We start from the raw sequence: 19,568 nt of genomic DNA on the forward strand, positions 1-19,568 counted from the left end.
TTCGTCGGCCATTCTGGGGTGATCTGTCTGGACGTGAATGTGGCTCATGTGCGTCGACTTGGTGGGGACGCTCCGATTGTTGCGAATTGCACTTGCCAACCGGGGGCTGGCTACATACTAATGGATGTGACGGTGACGAATCCGATGTTCCGCCCAATGTATTGATGTGTACACACGTTCTAGGTGCTGACCATTTTTCATGGAGCTGAAATGACATTGACTATTTGCAGCGCTGTCAACGGAAGATCAAGGGAGAGCCTCCATTGGCCAATGGCAAGGACAAACGCGGCGCGCTGACACATCGGATTAATGCCGATTCTGCGACTGTGCCTTCTTTCGTCTTGCGCGAGAGGGAAGACTTGTCTTCCGCGCGGTCGGAGTTCGGGCAGGCAAGCGTTTCGATTGTCGCGGGTGCCATTGGAATGGGACTTGCTGCGCAGAAGGCGACGGCCGAAGGTCAGGCGTCACTCGTGTCTTCCTCGCAGACCGCGGACAATAAGGTGTCAGTCCAGGCCCGCCTGAATCCGCAGGAGGGGGCGAACTCAGACCGAGCATCCCCTGCGGCGGATTCCGCTTTCAAAGCGACGGGAGGCGAACATGAAACGGATCTGACCGCATCCATTCCAGTCACTGATTTTATAGCGGAGGCTGAGGTTTCGGCGTCGCCATCACCGGAATCGGATGGTGGTGATGTCGATTTGCTGCTTATGGCGGACGAGGGCCTGTTCCCGTCCGGTTCGGACAATGAACCGAAAGATTTGACACCGGTCGACATAGGCTCGCGCCCCAGTTATTACCTCGATAACCCCGACGGTCATGGTTGCGCCTACACTGTCGACAGGCACGACAGTCGTCGAACTATTGCAAGACGATCCGGTTGAAATTCCCGGACCTGACGGTGGTGGAGACCTGCTATCGGTGAAGGTGACAGGGCAGAGTGACGACGGCGTTCTCGACACGGTTACGGGCGAGGATGGCTTGCTGGATGCGGTCACCGGCGAAGACGGTCTGCTGGACGGTGTTCTGGGCGATGACGGTCTCGTGGACGGCGTTCTTGACACGGTTACGGGCGAGGATGGCTTGCTGGATGCGGTCACCGGCGAGGATGGTCTGCTTGGCGGTGTTCTGGGCGATGACGGTCTCGTGGACGGCGTTCTTGACACGGTTACGGGCGAGGATGGCTTGTTGGATGCGGTCACCGGCGAAGACGGTCTGCTGGACGGTGTTCTGGGCGATGACGGTCTCGTGGACGGCGTTCTCGACACGGTTACGGGCGAGGATGGCTTGCTGGATGCGGTCACCGGCGAGGATGGCTTGTTGGATGCGGTCACCGGCGAAGACGGTCTGCTGGACGGCGTTCTGGGCGATGACGGTCTCGTGGACGGCGTTCTCGACACGGTTACGGGCGAGGATGGCTTGCTGGATGCGGTCACCGGCGAAGACGGTCTGCTGGACGGCGTTCTGGGCGATGACGGTCTCGTGGACGGCGTTCTCGACACGGTTACGGGCGAGGATGGCTTGCTGGATGCGGTCACCGGCGAAGACGGTCTGCTGGACGGTGTTCTGGGCGATGACGGTCTCGTGGACGGCGTTCTCGACACGGTTACGGGCGAGGATGGCTTGCTGGATGCGGTCACCGGCGAAGACGGTCTGCTGGACGGCGTTCTGGGCGATGACGGTCTCGTGGACGGCGTTCTCGACACGGTTACGGGCGAGGATGGCTTGCTGGATGCGGTCACCGGCGAAGACGGTCTGCTGGACGGCGTTCTGGGCGATGACGGTCTCGTGGACGGCGTTCTCGACACGGTTACGGGCGAGGATGGCTTGCTGGATGCGGTCACCGGCGAGGATGGTCTGCTTGGCGGTGTTCTGGGCGATGACGGTCTCGTGGACGGCGTTCTTGACACGGTTACGGGCGAGGATGGCTTGCTGGATGCGGTCACCGGCGAAGACGGTCTGCTGGACGGTGTTCTGGGCGATGACGGTCTCGTGGACGGCGTTCTCGACACGGTTACGGGCGAGGATGGCTTGCTGGATGCGGTCACCGGCGAAGACGGTCTGCTGGACGGTGTTCTGGGCGATGACGGTCTCGTGGACGGCGTTCTTGACACGGTTACGGGCGAGGATGGCTTGCTGGATGCGGTCACCGGCGAAGACGGTCTGCTGGGCGGCGTTCTGGGTGGACTTCTCGGCGGTGACGACGCGGCCGATGTGCCTGATGAAGCACCTGTCGATGCAGTGACCGAGGAGAATGGCGCGTCAGACGCCCTCGTCGGCGAGGATGGTCTGCTTGGCGGTGTTCTGGGCGATGACGGTCTCGTGGAAGGCGTTCTTGACACGGTTACGGGCGAGGATGGCTTGCTGGATGCGGTCACCGGCGAGGATGGTCTGCTGGGCGGCGTTCTGGGTGGACTTCTCGGCGGTGACGACGCGGCCGATGTGCCTGATGAAGCACCTGTCGATGCAGTGACCGAGGAGAATGGCGCGTCAGACGCCCTCGTCGGCGAGGATGGTCTGCTTGGCGGTGTTCTGGGCGATGACGGTCTCGTGGACGGCGTTCTTGACACGGTTACGGGCGAGGATGGCTTGCTGGATGCGGTCACCGGCGAGGATGGTCTGCTGGGCGGCGTTCTGGGTGGACTTCTCGGCGGTGACGACGCGGCCGATGTGCCTGATGAAGCACCTGTCGATGCAGTGACCGAGGAGAATGGCGCGTCAGACGCCCTCGTCGGCGAGGATGGTCTGCTTGGCGGTGTTCTGGGCGATGACGGTCTCGTGGACGGCGTTCTTGACACGGTTACGGGCGAGGATGGCTTGCTGGATGCGGTCACCGGCGAGGATGGTCTGCTGGGCGGCGTTCTGGGTGGACTTCTCGGCGGTGACGACGCGGCCGATGTGCCTGATGAAGCACCTGTCGATGCAGTGACCGAGGAGAATGGCGCGTCAGACGCCCTCGTCGGCGAGGATGGTCTGCTTGGCGGTGTTCTGGGCGATGACGGTCTCGTGGACGGCGTTCTTGACACGGTTACGGGCGAGGATGGCTTGCTGGATGCGGTCACCGGCGAAGACGGTCTGCTGGGCGGCGTTCTGGGTGGACTTCTCGGCGGTGACGACGCGGCCGATGTGCCTGATGAAGCACCTGTCGATGCAGTGACCGAGGAGAATGGCGCGTCAGACGCCCTCGTCGGCGAGGATGGTCTGCTTGGCGGCGTTCTGGGCGATGACGGTCTCGTGGACGGCGTTCTTGACACGGTTACGGGCGAGGATGGCTTGCTGGATGCGGTCACCGGCGAAGACGGTCTGCTGGGCGGCGTTCTGGGTGGACTTCTCGGCGGTGACGACGCGGCCGATGTGCCTGATGAAGCACCTGTCGATGCAGTGACCGAGGAGAATGGCGCGTCAGACGCCCTCGTCGGCGAGGATGGTCTGCTTGGCGGTGTTCTGGGCGATGACGGTCTCGTGGACGGCGTTCTTGACACGGTTACGGGCGAGGATGGCTTGCTGGATGCGGTCACCGGCGAAGACGGTCTGCTGGGCGGCGTTCTGGGTGGACTTCTCGGCGGTGACGACGCGGCCGATGTGCCTGATGAAGCACCTGTCGATGCAGTGACCGAGGAGAATGGCGCGTCAGACGCCCTCGTCGGCGAGGATGGTCTGCTTGGCGGTGTTCTGGGCGATGACGGTCTCGTGGAAGGCGTTCTTGACACGGTTACGGGCGAGGATGGCTTGCTGGATGCGGTCACCGGCGAGGATGGTCTGCTGGGCGGCGTTCTGGGTGGACTTCTCGGCGGTGACGACGCGGCCGATGTGCCTGATGAAGCACCTGTCGATGCAGTGACCGAGGAGAATGGCGCGTCAGACGCCCTCGTCGGCGAGGATGGTCTGCTTGGCGGTGTTCTGGGCGATGACGGTCTCGTGGACGGCGTTCTTGACACGGTTACGGGCGAGGATGGCTTGCTGGATGCGGTCACCGGCGAAGACGGTCTGCTGGGCGGCGTTCTGGGTGGACTTCTCGGCGGTGACGACGCGGCCGATGTGCCTGATGAAGCACCTGTCGATGCAGTGACCGAGGAGAATGGCGCGTCAGACGCCCTCGTCGGCGAGGATGGTCTGCTTGGCGGTGTTCTGGGCGATGACGGTCTCGTGGACGGCGTTCTTGACACGGTTACGGGCGAGGATGGCTTGCTGGATGCGGTCACCGGCGAAGACGGTCTGCTGGGCGGCGTTCTGGGTGGACTTCTCGGCGGTGACGACGCGGCCGATGTGCCTGATGAAGCACCTGTCGATGCAGTGACCGAGGAGAACGGCGCGTCAGACGCCCTCGTCGGCGAGGATGGTCTGCTTGGCGGTGTTCTGGGCGATGACGGTCTCGTGGACGGCGTTCTTGACACGGTTACGGGCGAGGATGGCTTGCTGGATGCGGTCACCGGCGAGGATGGTCTGCTGGGCGGCGTTCTGGGTGGACTTCTCGGCGGTGACGACGCGGCCGATGTGCCTGATGAAGCACCTGTCGATGCAGTGACCGAGGAGAATGGCGCGTCAGACGCCCTCGTCGGCGAGGATGGTCTGCTTGGCGGTGTTCTGGGTGGACTTCTCGGCGGTGACGACGCGGCCGATGTGCCTGATGAAGCACCTGTCGATGCAGTGACCGAGGAGAACGGCGCGTCAGACGCCCTCGTCGGCGAGGATGGTCTGCTTGGCGGTGTTCTGGGTGGACTTCTCGGCGGTGACGACGCGGCCGATGTGCCTGATGAAGCACCTGTCGATGCAGTGACCGAGGAGAATGGCGCGTCAGACGCCCTCGTCGGCGAGGATGGTCTGCTTGGCGGCGTTCTGGGCGATGACGGTCTCGTGGACGGCGTTCTTGACACGGTTACGGGCGAGGATGGCTTGCTGGATGCGGTCACCGGCGAAGACGGTCTGCTGGGCGGCGTTCTGGGTGGACTTCTCGGCGGTGACGACGCGGCCGATGTGCCTGATGAAGCACCTGTCGATGCAGTGACCGAGGAGAATGGCGCGTCAGACGCCCTCGTCGGCGAGGATGGTCTGCTTGGCGGTGTTCTGGGCGATGACGGTCTCGTGGACGGCGTTCTCGACACGGTTACGGGCGAGGATGGCTTGCTGGGACTTGCCGGTCAGTTTGGGGGCCGTCATGGTAATGAAGTTGCCGCCCCCGATGTTGTCGCAGAAGCTAATCTTGTCGCGAGTGGTTCCGCGGATCTGTCCTCCGAGATGCTTGGAGAAGCCGCACCTGCGGGCCAGGAAGGCATTGATTCTTCTGGGGATGAGATGCCCGGCGAGCCATCGTTGGAAAGCGACGATGGCTATCTTGAAGCATTCCTCGCAACTGACAGCGGCAGTCCGGTCTTTGACGGACTGCTTGGTGACACCGATACCTTTGGCGTCGACGTTGAATTGCCGGTGCACGACGATGCAGATGATCTTTTTGCCGGTCTCGACGGGGAGACCTTTTGAGCGGTACGCTGGTTGACGAGGGAGTGATTGGCGCCGACGACACCAACCAGATGCCGGATGCCGAGGTTGACGACTTGCTCAACCATATTCTCAGCACCAGTGCAGAAGGTGATATTCTTAGCGGTTCGGTAAGTACGCTTGGCATGCTTCTTGATCCGGAAGGCACGGGCAACGATGAGACTGCACCGGATAATGATTATAATCTGGTGGACGATGTTGCTGTCGAGGGCGCTCTGGGTACGTTGTTCGATGAAGTTTCGGACACCGGAAGTTCGCTTCTCAGCGGTCTCTTTACGCCGGGCACGGAGGATCAGCCTGATTGAACACTGAACTGAACAGGCTTCGGGCAGGTGAAGTTATCATGTCCAGTGGCTCCATTTATCTGAGAAAATTATGTCACGGATGCGTGATGCCCTCGGAAGGCGAGGAAAAACCAGATTATACAATTGAAACGTAGGGTTTAGAGGGGTAGTTAGACTCTAACGAACGGAAAACGCACAACTCTCGGTAACAGAGTTCGCAATCTTTAGTGAATTTCGCTTCTTGTGGGGTTCTCGATTGATTGAATATCTTTGGAGCGAGTGCGGAAGGTACCATTGGGAGATGCGCATATGGCCATCGAATTCTTCACTCACAATTTGGCAGACGACAACGCTCCTGTTCGGCAAGTTGGCTCTCGGTACATTCTCGATGCGGCAACCGACATAACCCTGGCGTCGAGTGCCCCGCAGGTTGTGAATTACGCCAAGATTGGTCCTGATCTTCAGGTGCAGTTTGCGGATGGTCAGCAATTGAATTTGCAGGATTTTTTCGTCATCAGCCCTGAGGGCGACTTTAGCAGTTTGAACACTGTTGATGGGTCCCAGGCGATTACGGGCCTCGTAGCGCCTGAACCCGACCCCTTGGACATCGAAAGCTCTGCCGATGGCGCCGGTGAGGCGTTTCTGAATCCGGAGTCTCTGCCGTCCGGGGTTGGTGGGCCAGAAGCGCCTGCGACCGCCGTGCATGAGGGACCTGACGCCGGGGCTGGAGAGGTGGAAGGGTCCGATTGGTCAACGCCAGTGTTGTTGGGGGGCTTGGGGCTGGCCTCTGGCTTCGGCGGTACTGGTTTGCTGGCGGACGATGACATGTCCACAAATGCTGCCCAAGCCGAGATACAAACACCTTCAGGCGCTGCGGTCGACCAAAGCGAACTGGCACAGGAGATTGACAAGCTGGTTGGCACGGACGCCGACGAAATGAGTTTGGCTGGCGAAATCGAATCCTTGTTTGGCAGTGATACCGTGGCAGCAGGGACGGGAGGCGAAGAAGCTTTGCAAGGGACTGTGGAAGACGCGCCCTTGCCACCCGAAGAGGACATGTTTGGGGGCCTGATCGGCGGGTGGGAAGATGTCGGTCATATTGAGATGGCCCCAGGGGGAGCTTTGATGGCGGAATTCATGACCGAGGTTGAAGTATGAACCGTACCACGCCAGCCCTTGTCAGGACACGGTTGACGGGTTTTGCTTTCTCGCTGGCGGTATCGTTCTGCCTTGCGGCTGCATCTCCGGTGGTAGCGCAGATGTCACTGCCTGATGCGGTGCGATTGGCCACGGAACTTGATCCCAATATTACTGCCCTGCGACAGCAGGTCGCCAGCCGGACAATTGGCGTTCAGGAAGAACGTGACGCTTATTATCCCAGCCTCAGCGTTTCGGCTGATAGCAGCACAACCGATTCCAACGGACCCGGAATTACATTGACCGTCTCGCAGGTTCTTTATGACTGGGGCCTGATCCGCAGCAAGATTCAAGTTGCCTCGCAAGGACGCGTGCAGTCTATTTCGGAACTGAAGATGGCGGTCGAAGGATTGACATTACAAGTTGCCGAAGCATTTCTTGACGTTGAGATTGCGAAACGCAAAATTCGCCTGACGCAAAATTATATGACATATGCTGGCCGATTGGCCGAGCAGTCAGAGGCTCGTAGTCGGGCTGGTCTGGGCGACAATGGCGAAGTGGCGCGCGCGCGTCTTGAGATTGCCCGTGCCCGGGACCAGCTGTCGCGCCTGCAATCGGATCGTGACATGACGTTGATGCAGGTCGAATTCCTTGTTGGAAAGTCTGTATCAGGTGTCCAACGGACGCCAGAAATTGGCTTTTCCGAACATTATTCCAATAAAAACAAGATTCTTGCAGCTGTGCGCATTGCCCCAGACTACATTTCGGCCCGTTCGATGGCTGATGAGGCCGCAGCCAAGGTGGATACTGCCCGCGCCTCGCGTTTGCCGACCATCAAGCTTCAGGCCCAGGGGCGTAAAGATTTGAATGGCGGTCGCAGCCGTACGGCGATTGGCCTTTCTGCTGGTGTAGATCTGAACGCGGGCAGTTTCGGCGGTCGTGGAATTCAGGTTGCTAAACAGGATTTGAAAGCCGCGCAATCTTCGATGCGCGCTGTTGAGCGACAACTGAGTAATATTGCGCTGACTGCATTGCAGCATTTGCAAACTCTGCGTGCAAACGAGGCATCGCGCGAGGCCCAGTTGGTGCAGGCGCGCCGCGTGCTGGATAACTACGAAGAGCAGTTCACAGCCGGTAAACGCGAACTGATTGACGTACTTACCACCGGTCGCGATCTCTATGACGCGCAGATCGACCAGGTCGATACATATGACGAACGAAAACGAACCGAATACATCGCCGCACATGATCTAGGCGTCCTTGGGACGCTGATCCTCCCATTCGCCAGAACGCAATGAGCTTTGCCGGGTAGATTACGAAGGAAGCCGCCGAATGCATGACCAGGTCCATTCCGACCCAATCGTAGTTGGCCTCGTTGAGCTTTGCCGGGCACAGGGCATTGCGACCTCGGCGATGCGGCTGACCAATGGATTGCCAATTAAGCCCGGCGAGACGATGCCGATCGAGTTGGCGCCCATGGCCTTGCGCCGCATAAATATGAGTTGTCGGGTCTGCCGGGATCCTCTTTCGTCATTTCCCTCCCACAGTTTGCCAGTGATGCTGTTCCTGAAGGATGGACGCACGCTGATAGTGGAAAAGTTTAACAAGGTCTATGCCACGGTCATTCTACCTGAAAGCGGTGGTGGTCGTGCTAAGTGGAGCCGTGATGAACTTGAAAGGCAATGCGACGGGCGCATTCTGGTTTCAAAGCCTGTCGACATTGTTTCCGACCGCCTTGACGAGCCAAATCCAAATGGCAGCCATTGGATTCTCGGGCCGGTCCTGAAAAACTGGTGGATCTACCGCGATGTGATAATGGCGTCCTTTGCGGCGAATATCCTTGCCGTTGCGACAGCGCTTTTCTCGATGCAGGTGTATGATCGTGTGGTGCCCAGCAACGCCTTCGATACCTTGTGGATTCTGGCTAGCGGTGTCGGACTCGCTATCCTGCTTGAGGTGCTGCTGCGGGTGATGCGGGCCTCGCTGATTGACATTTCAGGGCGCGATCTGGACTTGAAGCTTTCAGCACAGCTTTTTGATAAAGTGGTAAATATGCGTTTGGCGAATCAGCCAACGTCAACCGGGGTATTCGCGAGATCAGGTGCGGGATTTTGCCATGGTCCGCGAGTTTTTCACGTCGGGCACGGTAACAGCGCTCTGCGACATTCCCTTTGTCCTGATTTTTATTACTGTAATCTGGTCGATTGGTGGCGTGGTTGCGGCGGTTGCTGTTATTGGTGTGATTATGACCATCCTGCCAGGTCTGTTGATGCAGAAGCGTCTGGCCCGCGCCTCACGCGAAAATGTTCGTGAATCTGCGGCGCTCAATGGGCTTCTCCTAGAAACAATCTCTAACCTTGAAACGGTAAAGGCTGCACGCGCTGAAAGTCGCTTGCAACGCGCCCATGCGCAACTTTCGGCCACTATGGCCAACACAGCCGTGCAGACCCGCAACCTGACCAATGTCATGGGCCAGATCGTCAGCAGCGTACAGAAATTTGCATACGCAGGGGTGATCATCGCGGGGGTCTACCTTATCAGTGCGGGCGACCTGACGGTGGGTAGCTTGATTGCATGTACCATTCTGACCAGTCGGGCAATGTCGCCGATGGGCCAGGTTGCGGGGCTTTTGGCACGTTGGCAGCAAGTCCGTGCCGCGATGGATGGGCTGGACAAGATCATGGACCTCCCTGTTGAGCGTCCCGCTGATCGCCATTTTGTCCGCGCTTCGTCTCTTGAGGGCAAATATCACATTGAAGATATGGTGTACCATCATGACCCGAAGGCGCCGCCAGTGGTCAACATCCGCGAGTTGAACATTGCCCCGGGCGAACGTATTGCGCTGCTCGGTGGAAACGGCGCGGGCAAATCAACATTGCTGCGCCTATTGGCCGGTCTTACCGATCCTGCAAGCGGGAGTGTCCTGGTGGATGATCTGGCCCTTGGTCAGATCGACCCGTTAGATCGCCGCCGCCAGATCGGCTATCTTCCGCAATCGGTTGCGCTGTTCCAGGGGTCGCTGCGCGACAATCTGTTACTTGATCACAGCCTGCATTCGGACGACGAACTCTTGGAAGCACTGGATCATGTGGGCCTCGGCAGCTTCGTGCGCCGCCATGTGCGCGGTTTGGATCTGCAAATTCAGGGCAATGGCAATGTTTCGGGTGGGCAACGTCAGTCCATTGGTCTTGCCCGTATCCTGTTGCAAGACCCCAAGATCGTTCTGCTGGATGAGCCGACTGCTGCTTTCGACCATATCACGGAAAGCAAGGTTATTGCGCATCTGAAGACCTGGCTAGAGGATCGAACCACCATTATTTCGACTCACAAGCGGGAATTGCTGAGCCTGACAGAGCGCACGCTGGTGCTTAAGGATGGAAAAATTGCTCGCGATGGCGATCTTCTTAAAATTCTTAATGCCGCACGGGCCAATGTCGCGTCGAAACCTCAGGTCAAGGCCGTGACATGAGCAATGCTGATATTTTTGACCCGAGTCACGTCGACGGCAGCTATCGCCGTCAGACCTTGGCCAGGGCGCGCCTGACGATCCAGACAGTGGTTCTTGCTCTGATCGCCGCTATCGTTTGGGCCGCTGTTGCGCAGGTGAACGAAGTCACTCGCGGCGACGGGCGGGTTGTGCCCGCCCAACGTATGCAGACCATTCAGAGTCTTGAGGGGGGCATCCTTTCAGCGCTGATGGTGCACGAAGGCGACATTGTGCAGAAGAACCAAGTTCTCGCCAAACTTGATCCTACGCGCACGCAATCTGCTTTCAATGCGGCAGAATCGCAAATCGAAACCCTTGTCGCGGAGTTGGCCCGGCTTGAGGCCGAGGTGCTGGAATATCCCAAGTTGGATTTCGGCGCGACGCCTTCAGAAACAGAGCGTGGCGAACTGCGGCTGTTCAGGGCGCGTCGCACCAAGCTCGAGGCATCTCTAGGTGCGCTGGAAAGTGAACGTGACACGATCCAGGAACAGATTAACATCACCAAACCGCTGGCCGAACGTGGCTCGGTTAGTCGCATAGACCTGCTGCAGCTTGAGCAGAAGAAGGCGGAACTGGAGGGTAAAATTGGTGAAACCCGCAATGCCTATGTGCAAGACGCCTATAAGGATCTTGCGCAGCGTCGGGCAAAACTCGGCACGCTTCAGCAGGAACTGGTTCAGAAACAGGATGAGCTTCAGCGCACAAATATACGTTCGCCAGTTGAAGGGCGGGTAAATAATATTTCGATCACGACCTTGGGGGGGTGGTCCAACCGGGCGAAGCGATCATGGAAATCACCCCAATTGACGACAAGCTTATTATCGAAACCAAAGTCTTGCCGCGTGATGTTGCCTTTGTTGCGCCTGGCATGCCAACCAGCGTCAAGATCACAGCCTATGATTTTTCGATCTATGGCGATCTGGAAGGTACCGTCTTGCAGATATCTGAAGATACGGTCGAAGAAGAAACCCGTACCGGACCGCAGGATTTCTATCGGGTGATGGTGGGCACCGATCTGAATTACCTTGAGCGTTTCGGCGAGCAATACCCGATCCGTCCCGGCATGGTCGCTCAGGTAGATATCGAGAGCGGTAAGCGTTCAGTGCTGAGCTATCTGACGCGCCCGTTGCTTAACGCGCGTTTGCGCTGATCGTATCCATTTCCGTGCTAACCGGCAGAATTGAAAAGGAATACCTATGTCGCCAATAAAGTATGGTTGCATACCGAGATTTGCCGTGCGCGCTGGAACGGGTGTTTTACTGTGCAGCGCCTTACTGGCTGGATCAGACCCTGGGTATGCCCGCGAATTCAGGTCTGTCGAGGTGAGGGGGGCCGAGTTCATACCAGAAGACGACATTCGATTGACTTGCGGTGCCAGGAACGATGTCGATTATTCCGCAGTAGAGTTGCAAGCGATCCAAGATTGCCTGATGTCGACCGATGTCTTTGAAACCGTGCGGCTTTACCCTGAAGGTGAAACGCTGATTATTGAGGTGACCGAGATAGAAATGCGCCCCGGTCGGGTTGAAGGGACAATCGCATACGTTGCGCAAGACGGCCTGACTGCCGAACTTTCATTTGAACGCTACAACCTTTTTCCTTCTACCTATGGGGCGCTGCACCTTCTTTTTAACACTGAGGTCAAGAGTTTCGACGCGAACCTCTATCGCACAGATGTGTTTGGTGATGATGTTGATCTGGGGTTGGACCTGATTGGTCGCGAGACTGATTATGACGATCTGAGCTATTCCGAGCGCAGTTTGAGGCTCGAGCCATATATCGCCTGGACACCGGATGACCAGCTGCGTCTCGAAGCCGGGCTTGGTCTGCGCGATTACAGTATGCGGAACCTTGACGCTAACGCTGGCAGACTAGTGCAGCAAGAGGCGCTGGGGAGTCAAATTACGGCACCCTATCTGCGGTTTTCTCTGAACTTTAACAGCAGCTCTGAGTTGGACGGAGAGCGGGCTGATTGGGCGCGAGCCGGGTATTCGATTACTTTTGATCAGTTTTTTTGGAATCTGGGCGGCTCGGATACGTTGTCGGATACGCGCCTTGATTTGCAGGCGCAGTTGCCGCTGACATCTGATCTGCGCCTTCGATCAGGCATTCGTGCGGGTATGGTCACGGGACTGTCGGGCAATAATACCCGGAGCATCGACAGGTTTTTCCCCGGTGCCGATACGTTTCGCGGTTTTGCACCCCGTGGAATCGGTCCGCGTGATGGAGACGACGCACTGGGTGGGAACCAGTATGTTGTTACCTATCTAGAATTGCAGCGCGATTTTGGCCAAGTGCTGGGAACTTACTTGCGCGGCGGTCTTTTCCTTGAAACGGGCGGCGCCTGGGGGTTGGACAACACGTTGAACGGGCAGATTGAGGATAGTTGGCAGAACCGCAGCAGTGTCGGTCTTTCGCTGACCTTTGATGTCGCGGATACACCGGTTTCGCTTTATGTTGCCGAACCTCTGCGCAAGGAGCCGGGCGATGAAGTCCAGGTCTTTGGCTTGGGCTTCAGCGCAAGCTTTTAATATGTTTCCTTGCCGGACATCCGTCTTACGCGGTTTTCCACGGCCTGTCGGAATAACCGCATGTAACGCGGTGCGACGGAGGGTAAGCTGTATTGCAGCCGTGCCAGGAACTTCGCTTTCGTGCTATAACGGAGGCGGCGAGCGGGGTCATCCTTGAGGGCAATGATTGCATCAAGCCAGGCGTTATCGTCATCGGGCAGCAGCATACCGTTGATGTCATGCTGGATCAGCTCGGATGCATATCCGCGGTCGGGCGCCAGAACACAGCCCCCACGCCCAGAATCTCTACCAGCCCCCAGTTTGCCACGCCGAACTTCAGCGGGTAGAGAAAGAGATCAATCCCGGCAATTTTCTCGGCAAATAGCTCGTAGGGAAGTTTGCCCGGAAATTGGATGACGTCCGCTGTTCTTGGGTAGACCTTCAACAGGTGGTCGCGAAAGGTCTCGACGGCACCGTCATATTTGCGTTTGACCCATTGCTGTTCATAACCGTAGGTTGTTCCGTCAGCACCTCCGAGTGCGATGAACTCTGCCTCGACGCCTCTCTCGACCAACTTGTCGACCAATCTAACATAGGTTTCGAAACCCTTGGAGCTGGAGAGGTCACGCGCCGAGAATCCGATGGTGAAAGGGCGTGATCCGCCACTTTCAGCGGGGTGTTCACTATCAGCTTCGAACTCGAAACCTTCCAGTTGCACTTCGATATTTGATCGCAGCGCTTTCGGGAACATCTGTTTGGCGTGGTGGCTTGGACAGATCACCAGATCGCTACGGACGGCCTGGTGCAGGTTCAACATTTCTGTGTTCTTGTCGGCCATACGTTGGGCCTGATCCGGTGGATAAGCGGGGTCCCAGCCATGGGCGAAATAGCTTGGGAACTCGATATAGCTGACAATTGCGGCATCAATCTCGTCATACAGAAAATGTGGAGCGCCCCAGAGTGAGTGGCTTACGACAACATCAATCTTTTTCTGCTTTTCGAAGGCCTGCAATGCCTTGAGTAACCCGCGCCCAATTCGTCCCGACCGCTCTACCTTGGCAGAATAATAATAACTCTGAGGTCCGATCACGGCGCCGTCAGGTTTGAAGCCAAGTATATGCTTGCCGCGATGGGCATTGCGTTCTTGATGACCTGGCGTTGTAAGGAAATAGCTGTCGGCCAGCCCGGTTTCCCGCAGGTAGTCGCACAAACGACCGAACTGCCCCGGATATACGGCTCCCGCGAAGACAATTACAGGTTTTTGCATTTCGTCCCTTACCTTACCCTATTCTGTTCCTCGCCAATCCCGCACACACGGCCCTTGATCGAAGGATACGTTCTTAAGTATAGGATATGGCGGCAGGGCACAAATAGACTTTGGTGGAAAGCAGAACCAGAACGACTGGACCGTCAGATCAGGTTCAAATCACGGGCGACAATTACCGCCTGTGTCCGATTGCTTGCTTCGAGTTTCGTGCAAATAGATTTGACATGCATCTTGATTGTTGGCTCGGCCAAACCGAGCGCGTCGCCAATCTGGCGATTTGATTTGCCTTCGGCAAGATGACTCAGCACGTCGGCTTCGCGGTCCGACAGTGGCACCTTTCGCGGTTCGCTGGTGGTGACACGTTGCTTTTCAATCAGTTCAACAGGGATATAGCGCCCCCCGGCGGCCATGAAGCGGATCTCATTCGCAAAGTTGCGCAGCGATGTGGTTTTCAGAACGATACCGCAGCCACCCGACTGCAAAACTTCCGAAACCACTTGCGGCGACGGATGGCTGGTCAGCAGCGCAACGGGTTTGCCGCCGTTCTGGGCGATGGCCTTGCCCAATCCCTCGACGCCGTTCATTCCTGGCATGTTCAGGTCGACAAGAACCAAATCAAACGGCCCGTCGCTCTCGATCAACGCGAGAGCCTCCGAGAGGTCGGGCGCGGTCATTGCGCTTACGTCTGTAAGATCTCGAAATGAAATGCGCGAACATCTCAAGAACCATCGCGTGGTCGTCAGCGATAAGAATCCTTATCGATGCAGCAGCCTTGGTCGTCATTTGTTTGTTTCCGCCATATGAAGTGTTATTACTCGCCCCTGATTCATGTTGCCGACACAGTCCGGGTTTGGGGGGCCGACATGCGCATGTTACCTTGGTTTATAATACACCTCTTGTTCACCAGTGGACTTGTATCTTTGTTATGCCAACGACGGATAACAAGCGTCCAGGGTGAAGAGGTGTTGCGGAGTATCATGCCAGAAGTGTCCGGATTGCCTTGGCGCTGTCCATGACAGCCTGATCGGTAAGGTCAAGCAATGCGGGAAGACGGGCTTTATCCTTTTCAATCGCGATTTCCAGTTGGCGCAGGCATTTCTCCAGGTGTGATAGACCGGTAAGTCCGCAGGCACCGGTTGCTGCATGTAGCATGCGCCATGTGTCGTCAACGATGCCCGTCTGTCGCAGGGTTTGGGCGGCGCCTTCCGCCTCAGCCAACGCACGGGTCAGGAAGCTCCCGGCGCCTTCCTGGCCAAGTTCGGACATCAGATCTGCAATCACTGTTTTTTCCAACAATGAACTTAACTGGGCAAGGTTTTCTGCGCGTGAAGATGCGATAGCGGCAGGTGGTTCCGCGATGGGTTGTGTCGAAAGAACCTCGTGAAGGATCTCGCAAAGCTTTGCTGGGCGGATCGGCTTTTCCAGAATCCGTAACATACCGGCCTCAAGACAGGCTTGTTGAATTCTTGCGTCTACATGGGCGGTCAGTCCGACGATCCGCCCATGCCATGCAAGCTTGCCGGATTGCCCGGCCTCGCAGATCCGGCGTGCCAATTCGATCCCACTCATGTTCGGCAGCGTAACATCTGTCACGATCAGTTCGGGCATTTCTTCAGGGGCGGCACGGGCAAGCAGCGCAAGCGCCTCTGCGCCACTTTTCGCGGGTTGAACCCGCGCCCCGGCGCCGCGAAGCACGTGTGTCAGCCAGTCCCGGCTTGAGGGACTGTCTTCGATCAATAGAATCGACTGCCCTTCCAGCAAGGCCCTGACTGCGGTTTCCTTGGCCCCGGTGGCGGGGGCTTCTGCAAAGGTTGCAGATTTTGCCAGACCAAGGCTGAAGGTGGCGCGTAATATGGTTCCGATGACTGGTTCGCCCGGCTCAATGACCGCGTCGCCATTTTCGCCGCGGTCCAGTACCTCAAGCCGCCCACCCAACTGAAGCAGGGCATGAGCCAAGACGTTCAACCCCCGGCGGGCCGTCCTTTTTCGGGCGATCGTCCTGTGGCGCCCCCGGCCTGACCAAGCGCCAAGCGCAGCCGTTGCTTCTGCGATTCTGGCAGGCCGCCGCCCAGATCGCGCACTTCAAGAACGATGCCCAACTGCTGTGCCGCGCCGTTTTGGGCGTCGAGCGACAGTGGCAAAGGCGAAGTGGTTAGACTGATGTCGATAACCGGCCCGCCGTATTTTACCGAATTATCAATCATGTTCTGAAACAGAGCGCGAACGAAACGAACCGGGCCGGTCACCTGGCTGGCCTTGTCCGACAGGATTGCAGGCCGCAGGGCCGCGCCGCGGGCACGGGCAATCGGACTCATTATCTCAAGTAACCCGCCGAGTTCGTCTGCCAGCGAAAATGTCTCGTCCGGTTGCAACCCACCAACCGCCTGTTCGCCGCGAATCACCGCGAGAACGTTGCTGACGTGGTCGAGCGCCAGATCGGCCGCACGGCGCAGTTGGCCCATGTCCACGTCTTCGCGTCGGTCGGGATCAAGCAAGGCCTCGGCGTTGGCAAGCAAGGACTGAATTGGCGTCCTCAGATCGTGGGCTACCCGCATGAGCGTTGATGCGCGGGCACGATTGCGCAGCCAGGTTGCCTCTTGATCCGTTTCCGAGAGCCGTAAAAGATATCCCGCCGAGCGGCCCAATGGCAGATGGACAAGCTCTCCTTCAAGCGACATATTTTCGACATCAAGCGAGACCATCGCACTGCCTGCACGTTGTGCGCGCACACAAGTCGATGGCCAGTCAAGCAAAGCGCGCAGCCGTTCGGCGGTAAGTCCGAGCCGATTGGCAGGCGTGTTGGCCAACAGAATATCCGCCGTTTCGGTGGATAATACCACGGCGCGCCGGTCGGTGGCGATCATCCGTGCAATGGCCTGTAGAACCGGCCGTACCGACGCTGCATCTTCACCGCGCGGCACCGTTCTGATTCTCTCGGCCGACATCACGGGGTGACGGACATGTTCAGGATGAGGCGATTCAGGCCCAGTTTTGTCCAACCGATGACTCCCCGATGGAAAAGATGAGAATCACCACGCCGGAACGCGGTGAAATGCCTTGATTGCTACTTGGACGAACTGCTGCCGACTCAGGCCGATGTGGACAGGAACGATAGCAAACGGTGCGAACGAAGTACAGGTTTGCGGCATATTCAAACTTTTTGCACCTTTCCAGATAATTTACTTTCGGATGTATTAGCTACATACTAAAGGATGTTGTAAAGTACTTTAGTATCACCGCACGCCTTCAACTGGCATAACCCGAGGAATTGACCGATGGCCGATATTGAACTTCAGGCCGGCCCGATGGCCGAAGTAAGCATTGCATTCAGCAGTAGCGACATCGCGCGCTACCAGCGATCTGGCAAAGATCTTGTGGTTCAACTGAATAATGGCAGCAAGATCACAATCGATGACTTCTACACCCCTGCCGCCGATGGTTCAGCCCATCGTCTGATGTTGGGCGACGGAAGCTTTAGCGGGGTAGAGGGCACACTTACCGAGGAGGAATCTGCCGGCCTCGGGGTCGCTATTCCTGATGATGCGGTGGCCGCTGGCGCTGCGTCAGTTCTAAGTGGCATCTTGGCCGCTACCGCAAGTTCTGGTTCCGACGGGACGGACAACACGGATGGCACAGACGGGACCGACAATACTGACGGGACGGATGGCACAGACGGGACCGACAATACCGACGGGACGGATGGCACAGACGGGAGCGACAATACTGACGGGACGGATGGCACAGACGGAACCGACAATACTGACGGGACGGATGGCACCGACGGAACCGACAATACTGACGGCACGGATGGCACAGACGGGACCGACAATACCGACGGGACGGATGGCACAGACGGAACCGACAATACTGACGGGACGGATGGCACTGACGGAACCGACAATACCGACGGGACGGATGGCACAGACGGGACCGACAACACTGACGGGACGGATGGCACAGACGGGACCGACAACACTGACGGGACGGATGGCACAGACGGGACCGACAATACCGACGGAACGGATGGCACCGACGGAACGGACGGCACCGACGGGACGGACCTCACCGACGTGACGGACGCCACCGACGTCACCGACGTGACGGACGTCACTGACGGGACGGACGCTGGCGAGCAGGGGCTTCTCGATCCGATCCTTGCGGACGATGGCCTTCTGGGCGAGCTTACTGGCAACGATGGTTTGCTTGGTGATGTTACCGGTTCCGACGGTGTGCTGGGCGATCTGGTGGGCAACGACGGGGCGCTGGGAGAGGTGACGGGCGACGACGGGCTTGTTGGCGATCTGCTTGGCCGGGGTCTGCTGGGCGACGGCGGCGCGGATGGCGGAGCGCTTGGCGATGTCACCGACAGCCTGCTTGGCGACAGCGCGGTGCTGGACAACCTGATCGGCGAAGGTGCGGGCGTTCTGGATCCGGTGATCGGCGACGGCGGCCTTCTGGGCGAGCTTACTGGCAACGATGGTTTGCTTGGTGATGTTACCGGTTCCGACGGTGTGCTGGGCGATCTGGTGGGCAACGACGGGGCGCTGGGAGAGGTGACGGGCGACGACGGGCTTGTTGGCGATCTGCTTGGCCGGGGTCTGCTGGGCGACGGCGGCGCGGATGGCGGAGCGCTTGGCGATGTAACCGACAGCCTGCTTGGCGACAGCGCGGTGCTGGACAACCTGATCGGCGAAGGTGCGGGCGTTCTGGAACCGGTGATCGGCGACGGCGGCCTTCTGGGCGAGCTTACTGGCAACGATGGTTTGCTTGGTGATGTTACCGGTTCCGACGGTGTGCTGGGCGATCTGGTGGGCAACGACGGGGCGCTGGGAGAGGTGACGGGCGACGACGGACTTGTTGGCGATCTGCTTGGCCGGGGTCTGCTGGGCGACGGCGGCGCGGATGGCGGAGCGCTTGGCGATGTCACCGACAGCCTGCTTGGCGACAGCGCGGTGCTGGACAACCTGATCGGCGAAGGTGCGGGCGTTCTGGAACCGGTGATCGGCGACGGCGGCCTTCTGGGCGAGCTTACTGGCAACGATGGTTTGCTTGGTGATGTTACCGGTTCCGACGGCGTGCTGGGCGATCTGGTGGGCAACGACGGGGCGCTGGGAGAGGTGACGGGCGACGACGGACTTGTTGGCGATCTGCTTGGCCGGGGTCTGCTGGGCGACGGCGGCGCGGATGGCGGAGCGCTGGGTGATGTCACCGATCCAATTCTGGGCGAGGGGGGCTTGGTTGACGGAGTTCTCGGCGATTTGGGTGGTAGTAGTCTGCTGTCGGGGCTGGAGCTGTTTGGGGAAAGTAGCTGATCCAATCATAATCCCAAGTAGGGAGAAGAGCTGACCAACTTGAAAATGCCCTGGCTTGCCGGGGCATTTTTTATTGGA

13 protein-coding genes and 1 pseudogene are annotated in these 19,568 nt (G+C 58.4%); 10 read left to right on the forward strand and 4 right to left on the reverse strand.

Translation table 11 applies throughout. From position 1 onward, the window contains the following. Window positions 1-263 precede the first annotated feature (263 nt). From AC0L7P_RS09915 to AC0L7P_RS09955, 9 genes and pseudogenes are all read left to right on the forward strand, one after another. A complete protein-coding gene (locus AC0L7P_RS09915) occupies window positions 264-881 on the forward strand; it encodes a hypothetical protein (protein ID WP_473432669.1) in 618 nt (205 codons plus the stop codon). A 43-nt stretch (window positions 882-924) separates the two neighbouring features. Next, window positions 925-5,475: a beta strand repeat-containing protein gene (locus AC0L7P_RS09920; protein ID WP_473432670.1), complete on the forward strand. Its 4,551-nt coding sequence runs from the start codon at window positions 925-927 to the stop codon at window positions 5,473-5,475. Then, window positions 5,472-5,798, forward strand: coding sequence for a hypothetical protein (locus tag AC0L7P_RS09925; RefSeq protein ID WP_473432671.1), 327 nt, complete (start codon window positions 5,472-5,474; stop codon window positions 5,796-5,798). The genes AC0L7P_RS09920 and AC0L7P_RS09925 overlap by 4 nt, the downstream gene beginning before the upstream one ends. A 288-nt stretch (window positions 5,799-6,086) precedes the next feature. Continuing rightward, window positions 6,087-6,935: a hypothetical protein gene (locus AC0L7P_RS09930; RefSeq protein WP_473432672.1), complete on the forward strand. Its 849-nt coding sequence runs from the start codon at window positions 6,087-6,089 to the stop codon at window positions 6,933-6,935. Next, a complete protein-coding gene (locus AC0L7P_RS09935; RefSeq protein WP_473432673.1) occupies window positions 6,932-8,212 on the forward strand; it encodes a TolC family protein in 1,281 nt (426 codons plus the stop codon). Before AC0L7P_RS09930 ends, AC0L7P_RS09935 begins: the two co-directional genes overlap by 4 nt. Before the next feature lie 818 nt (window positions 8,213-9,030). Next, entirely contained in the window at window positions 9,031-10,383 is a 1,353-nt protein-coding gene (locus AC0L7P_RS09940) for an ATP-binding cassette domain-containing protein (protein ID WP_473432674.1), read from the forward strand. A 227-nt stretch (window positions 10,384-10,610) separates the two neighbouring features. Then, a pseudogene (locus AC0L7P_RS09945) lies at window positions 10,611-11,093 on the forward strand (hemolysin D); the annotation flags it as partial. A gap of 176 nt (window positions 11,094-11,269) precedes the next feature. Then, window positions 11,270-11,551: a beta-barrel domain-containing protein gene (locus AC0L7P_RS09950; protein ID WP_473432675.1), complete on the forward strand. Its 282-nt coding sequence runs from the start codon at window positions 11,270-11,272 to the stop codon at window positions 11,549-11,551. Between the two features lie 280 nt (window positions 11,552-11,831). Further along, window positions 11,832-12,932, forward strand: coding sequence for a BamA/TamA family outer membrane protein (locus tag AC0L7P_RS09955; protein WP_473432676.1), 1,101 nt, complete (start codon window positions 11,832-11,834; stop codon window positions 12,930-12,932). A 226-nt stretch (window positions 12,933-13,158) separates the two neighbouring features. On the opposite strand, the gene AC0L7P_RS09960 is transcribed toward AC0L7P_RS09955, so the two are convergent. The 4 genes from AC0L7P_RS09960 to AC0L7P_RS09975 form a co-directional block, all read right to left on the reverse strand. Then, window positions 13,159-14,178, reverse strand: coding sequence for a glycosyltransferase family protein (locus AC0L7P_RS09960; protein WP_473432677.1), 1,020 nt, complete (start codon window positions 14,176-14,178; stop codon window positions 13,159-13,161). A gap of 143 nt (window positions 14,179-14,321) precedes the next feature. Then, window positions 14,322-14,852, reverse strand: coding sequence for a response regulator transcription factor (locus AC0L7P_RS09965; RefSeq protein ID WP_473432678.1), 531 nt, complete (start codon window positions 14,850-14,852; stop codon window positions 14,322-14,324). 301 nt (window positions 14,853-15,153) lie between these two features. Continuing rightward, window positions 15,154-16,113, reverse strand: a complete 960-nt coding sequence (locus tag AC0L7P_RS09970; RefSeq protein WP_473432679.1) for a response regulator — start codon at window positions 16,111-16,113, stop codon at window positions 15,154-15,156. A 26-nt stretch (window positions 16,114-16,139) separates the two neighbouring features. Further along, the gene (locus AC0L7P_RS09975) at window positions 16,140-17,042 is read right to left on the reverse strand and encodes a sensor histidine kinase (RefSeq protein WP_473432680.1); all 903 of its coding nucleotides are present in this window, start codon (window positions 17,040-17,042) and stop codon (window positions 16,140-16,142) included. Window positions 17,043-17,453: 411 nt separating this feature from the next. On the opposite strand from AC0L7P_RS09975, the gene AC0L7P_RS09980 reads away from it, so the two are divergent. Further along, entirely contained in the window at window positions 17,454-19,490 is a 2,037-nt protein-coding gene (locus tag AC0L7P_RS09980; protein ID WP_473432681.1) for a BapA/Bap/LapF family prefix-like domain-containing protein, read from the forward strand. The last annotated feature ends 78 nt before the right edge of the window (window positions 19,491-19,568 follow it).

This window comes from Oceaniglobus sp. K40-3 (assembly GCF_055808395.1).

Excerpts from the sequence above, each read along its gene's own strand:
- AC0L7P_RS09940 (WP_473432674.1), top strand. The coding sequence starts at position 9,031 with ATGGTCCGCGAGTTTTTCACGTCGGGCACGGTAACAGCGCTCTGCGAC.
- AC0L7P_RS09950 (WP_473432675.1), top strand. The coding sequence starts at position 11,270 with ATGCCAACCAGCGTCAAGATCACAGCCTATGATTTTTCGATCTATGGC.
- AC0L7P_RS09960 (WP_473432677.1), bottom strand. The coding sequence starts at position 14,178 with ATGCAAAAACCTGTAATTGTCTTCGCGGGAGCCGTATATCCGGGGCAG.
- AC0L7P_RS09935 (WP_473432673.1), top strand. The coding sequence starts at position 6,932 with ATGAACCGTACCACGCCAGCCCTTGTCAGGACACGGTTGACGGGTTTT.
- AC0L7P_RS09975 (WP_473432680.1), bottom strand. The coding sequence starts at position 17,042 with ATGATCGCCACCGACCGGCGCGCCGTGGTATTATCCACCGAAACGGCG.
- AC0L7P_RS09965 (WP_473432678.1), bottom strand. The coding sequence starts at position 14,852 with ATGACCGCGCCCGACCTCTCGGAGGCTCTCGCGTTGATCGAGAGCGAC.
- AC0L7P_RS09930 (WP_473432672.1), top strand. The coding sequence starts at position 6,087 with ATGGCCATCGAATTCTTCACTCACAATTTGGCAGACGACAACGCTCCT.
- AC0L7P_RS09980 (WP_473432681.1), top strand. The coding sequence starts at position 17,454 with ATGGCCGATATTGAACTTCAGGCCGGCCCGATGGCCGAAGTAAGCATT.
- AC0L7P_RS09955 (WP_473432676.1), top strand. The coding sequence starts at position 11,832 with ATGTCGACCGATGTCTTTGAAACCGTGCGGCTTTACCCTGAAGGTGAA.